The sequence below is a fragment of the Paenibacillus xylanexedens genome, from assembly GCF_007676705.1.
In the GTDB taxonomy this organism is placed as follows: domain Bacteria; phylum Bacillota; class Bacilli; order Paenibacillales; family Paenibacillaceae; genus Paenibacillus; species Paenibacillus xylanexedens_C.
The window spans coordinates 1-309 of record NZ_VEBF01000155.1 but is presented as its reverse complement, the minus strand read 5'-3'; the positions used below and the strand labels follow the sequence as shown (position 1 = coordinate 309).

Here is a 309-nt window from a genome sequence, read left to right as displayed (position 1 = left end):
GGAGATGGAGAAAGAGGAACAGGTTCGTGTTGGGGAGGAATATGTGGAAAGTTTTCGGGGTTCGGTGAAGGAGATTGTGGTGAATGCAACGATGTATGATGGGAAGGGGGATGAGGTTAGTGGTGATAAATTGAAAGAAAAAGAGGCGAATGAAAATAACGAGTAGAATACAATTGGCTAGATGATATATGTTAATTTAAAGATAACACAAATTAGTATAAATGAATGAACTAAGTAAAGTATGTGTAAGACGTAGTGAATTGAAAAGATGGCTAGGAAAGGAAGGAGGAATTAATGATGAGTATTGAA

General features: G+C 36.9%; 1 protein-coding gene. It reads left to right on the top strand.

Translation table 11 applies throughout. The features are described from left to right. The first annotated feature begins 4 nt into the window (after positions 1 to 4). Positions 5 to 166 (top strand): DUF896 domain-containing protein, encoded by a 162-nt coding sequence (locus FS628_RS30365; protein ID WP_260871242.1) that lies wholly within the window; start codon positions 5 to 7, stop codon positions 164 to 166. Positions 167 to 309: the final 143 nt, after the last annotated feature.